A 3,762-nucleotide genomic window follows, 5' to 3' on the forward strand; every position below is an offset into this window, starting at 1 on the left:
GAATATAAATGAGAAGTTTTGAATAAAATAAATGAAATTAAGTGATTTTATCTCTTGTAAAATCCCCCCCCCCATAAAAGAAAAAATAACTTTCATTTATTCTCCTTTCTTGTAATTTTTCGCATTATAGCATACGAGTTATCAAAATTCTGTCCATATAATTAAAATTTACAATTTTTATAAATATTAATATCACTTACATTATTAGCTAACAATAAATCAGGTTTTATTGTTAGTCTTTTGCATCCTGAAAACATCTCGCTAATATTTGTAGCACTGCTTAAATCAAGTTTTATTAAAGTGTTTAAATGAGTGCAGTTTTTAAAAAATTTACTCACATCTTTTACTTTTTCAAGATTTATTTTAATATCATTATTAAGCCTTGTGCAACCATAAAACATCCCCCTAGCAGTCTTTAGATTAGGAGTTTTAAAATCTATTATTTGATTAAAATTCTTACAACTAGCAAACATATAATTCATTTTTTTAACATTTCTAGTATCAAAATACAAAGGCTCATTAAAATTAATGCAATTGGCAAACATCCTACTCATACTAACAACATTGCTAGTATCCCACTCGCCTACTCCTGTAAAATCAGCCCTATTACCAAATAAATCACTCATATCGGTAATTAATCCTGTATCTATCTCATTAAGCTTGATAGCTGGATTTGCAATTAAAGTTTGTAGTTCTTTTTTGTTTTGTGGAAAGTATTTAAAAGTTTGCTGTGATATATCTACAAAAGCTTTTGGCTCTATTTTGTCGCTATAAAAATTACTTTTATAAAACATTGATTTAAAAGCTTTATTTTTAAACTCCCATAATCCATCATAATTTTGTCTAGTTGAATACGCAAAAAGATTTCTAAAATCATAAATATTTGCAGTATCAATCATAGCCAAAGGCAAACTTTCATCACATACAAGTAGCATTAATTCGGCTTTATTTTTAGGACTTACTATGGCGTTTTTAATATTTAATTTTAAATTACTAAACAAAAACTCACTCTTATTAACACATCCATCTATCATAGAATAGCATTCAAAAACTTTTAAAATATCAAAGTTAGTTAAGCTAATGTTTTTTAAATCAAGATTATTACAAGCATAAAACATCTTATTTGCATATCTTAAAGAGCTTACATCAATTTCAAGTTTTTCGTTTAGATGTACGCAGTTTTCAAACATAGAGTTCATATTAACAACATTGCTAGTATCCCAATGGTTTATAAAGCTAAAATCACTCCTAAGACTATCTTTAAAAAGCTCACTCATATCAGTAATTAAGCTAGTATCAATATCATGTAAATTAGCATTCAAATCATCGCAAAGTGCTTTTAGTTCTGCTTTTGTTTTTACTTTTATCATTCTAATTCCTGTTTTAAATTCCTCTTTTTTTTAGTTTTATTAAATACATTAATTTTCTGAAACAATTTGTAAAATTCTTGCAGAAGTATTTTCAAAAGTAAAATAAACCCCATTAACACACCTAGATAAATCTATAATACTATTACAATTAAATTCATAAACTTGAGTACAACTACTACAGTTATCAAACATACTAGAAAAATATTTCACTTTTTTAGTATCAAAATCAAGTTTTTGATTAAACTTACTACATCCACAAAACATAGTTTTCATACTCTCTACATTAGAAGTATTAAAATAAAGTTTTTGATTAAAACTTTCGCAACCATAAAACATACCCACCATATTAGTAACATTTCTCGTATCAAGACTAAGACTTTCATTAAAATAAATACAACCATAAAACATACCTGCCATATTTGTAACATTGCTTGTATTCCATTTATTAATTCCTGAAAAATTCCTACGATTAATTCTGTAAAACAAATAACTCATATCAGTTATTAGGCTCGTATCAATATCTCCTAGATAAATATTTTCATCTTTTATAAGTTCTATTAATTCATCTTTTGTTGTAGGTCTATATTTAAAATTTACAATAATGGCTTTTATATTTAAAGTTTTTAAAAGCTCATCACTTGCCTTAGAATTAGCAAAAGTATAAGAATTTACATTACTCCAGCTCTCAACCCCTTTAAAATCAGTCCTATCGCTATGTGTAAAAGCAAAATTAGTATTAGCTAATTTGCTCGTATCAATAAGATTTAGCGGTATGGTGTTATCGTTTAGGATAAACTCTAATTCAGAAGTATTATTAGGAAGCAAAATACCATTTAGAAAATTAAGCTTAAGATATCTTGTAATAAACTCAGCTCTATTAATACAACCAACTAACATTCCAGCTAATGAACTAAGATTTGAAACATCAAAATTATTAAAACTTATATTTTTTAAATCCAAACTTGTGCAATTATAAAACATCTTATCTGTATATCTTAAAGAACTCACATCAATTTCTAGCTTTTCGTTTAGATTTATGCAGTTTTCAAACATAGAGCTCATATCATTTACATTGCTAGTATCCCAAGTATTTATAAAGCTAAAATCACTCCTTAAGCTATCCTTAAAAAGCTCACTCATATCGGTCATATCACTCGTATCAATATCATATAAATTAGCACTCAAATCATCACAAAGTGCTTTTAATTCAATTGCTGTTTTTACTTTTTTCATCTTATTTTCCTTTTTAGCTTTTCTTCTCTATCTTTACGCTCTAAAACATTTATAGTATGATTATAATTATCATATAAAAAATACTTATGAAAGCCCACTACATCAAACCTATTCCCACCAAAAAACGATATAAAAAGTGCATAGCTTTTCACAGCATTTAACTCATCTTGAATATCTCTTAAAAATACATCTCCTATACAAAAATCACTTATAGCTAATAGGTTTGCTTTATTGTTGTATTCTCTTGCCTTTTTTAAACTTGCCTTTAAAACCCAATCTATATCATAACCCCCACTAGCTTTGTATTTTGATAGGGTATAAAGCAATTCATCATATCCGTGTTTTTTAGATGTTTTTATATTCTCTCCACTTCCAGCTAGAATTAAAATACACTCTTTTTTGTGTTGTTTGCATTCATTTATTAGATAATACCCTACCGTTTTAGCCACCATTTCAGGAGCTCCACTCATACTGCCACTATTATCAATAGCTATTATTAGTGGGCTGATTTTGCCTTTATCACTTGATTTATTTAGCCAAGTGCTAAGGGATTTTTCACAAAACTTAGCAAAAAATAGATTTTGGGCTAGCTCGTCATTTAGCAAGGCAAACTCACTTGGCAAGGCGTTTTTAAGTATATCAGAGCTTGTAATTCCATCTAATTCATAACCTAAATTATGCTTATCGTTTTTGCTTACTCCTATGCCAAAACCTTCGCAAATCATCTTGCAAAGCCTTTTTATTTCACTTTTTTTGATATTGTCATTTCTATATGAATGTGAGGCTTTTACTATGTCTTTTTCGCCACCTACGCCTCTATCGCTAAAAAAATCCTGCATTCGTTTTTTAAAATTTTTTAAATCTCGTTTTTTAGGATTTATTTGTGGTGTTTGAGTGCTTGAACTTTGCTGATTTTTAGTATTTTCTTGATTGTTATTATTATCTACATCACTTTCATCATTTAAAAACTCTAAAACTTTTAAAATCTCATTTAGTTCTTGCTCTAACTCATCTAATTCATCATCACTTAAAATCTCTTCTTGATTTTGCTCTTCGTTTTGTTCTTTAGAAATTTCTTGATTTTTGCTTTTATTTTTTCTTGGATTTTTCTTTTTACTTTTATTATTTAATTCTTCGCTATTTTTAGTGCTTTGATTTT

The 3,762-nt window shown here is 27.5% G+C and carries 3 protein-coding genes; all 3 read right to left on the reverse strand.

The window, feature by feature from the left end; all coding sequences use genetic code 11:
• Positions 1–161: 161 nt before the first annotated feature.
• Complete coding sequence (locus AVBRAN12637_RS09580) at positions 162–1,370, reverse strand: BspA family leucine-rich repeat surface protein (RefSeq protein ID WP_336615818.1); 1,209 nt, start codon at positions 1,368–1,370, stop codon at positions 162–164.
• 48 nt (positions 1,371–1,418) lie between these two features.
• Positions 1,419–2,603: a BspA family leucine-rich repeat surface protein gene (locus tag AVBRAN12637_RS09585; protein ID WP_336615819.1), complete on the reverse strand. Its 1,185-nt coding sequence runs from the start codon at positions 2,601–2,603 to the stop codon at positions 1,419–1,421.
• The coding region (locus tag AVBRAN12637_RS09590; protein WP_442862440.1) for a hypothetical protein at positions 2,600–3,762 on the reverse strand (1,163 nt) is incomplete at its 5' end. The genes AVBRAN12637_RS09590 and AVBRAN12637_RS09585, both read right to left, overlap by 4 nt.

It is taken from the genome of Campylobacter sp. RM12637 (assembly GCF_020137645.1).
Classification (GTDB): domain Bacteria; phylum Campylobacterota; class Campylobacteria; order Campylobacterales; family Campylobacteraceae; genus Campylobacter_E.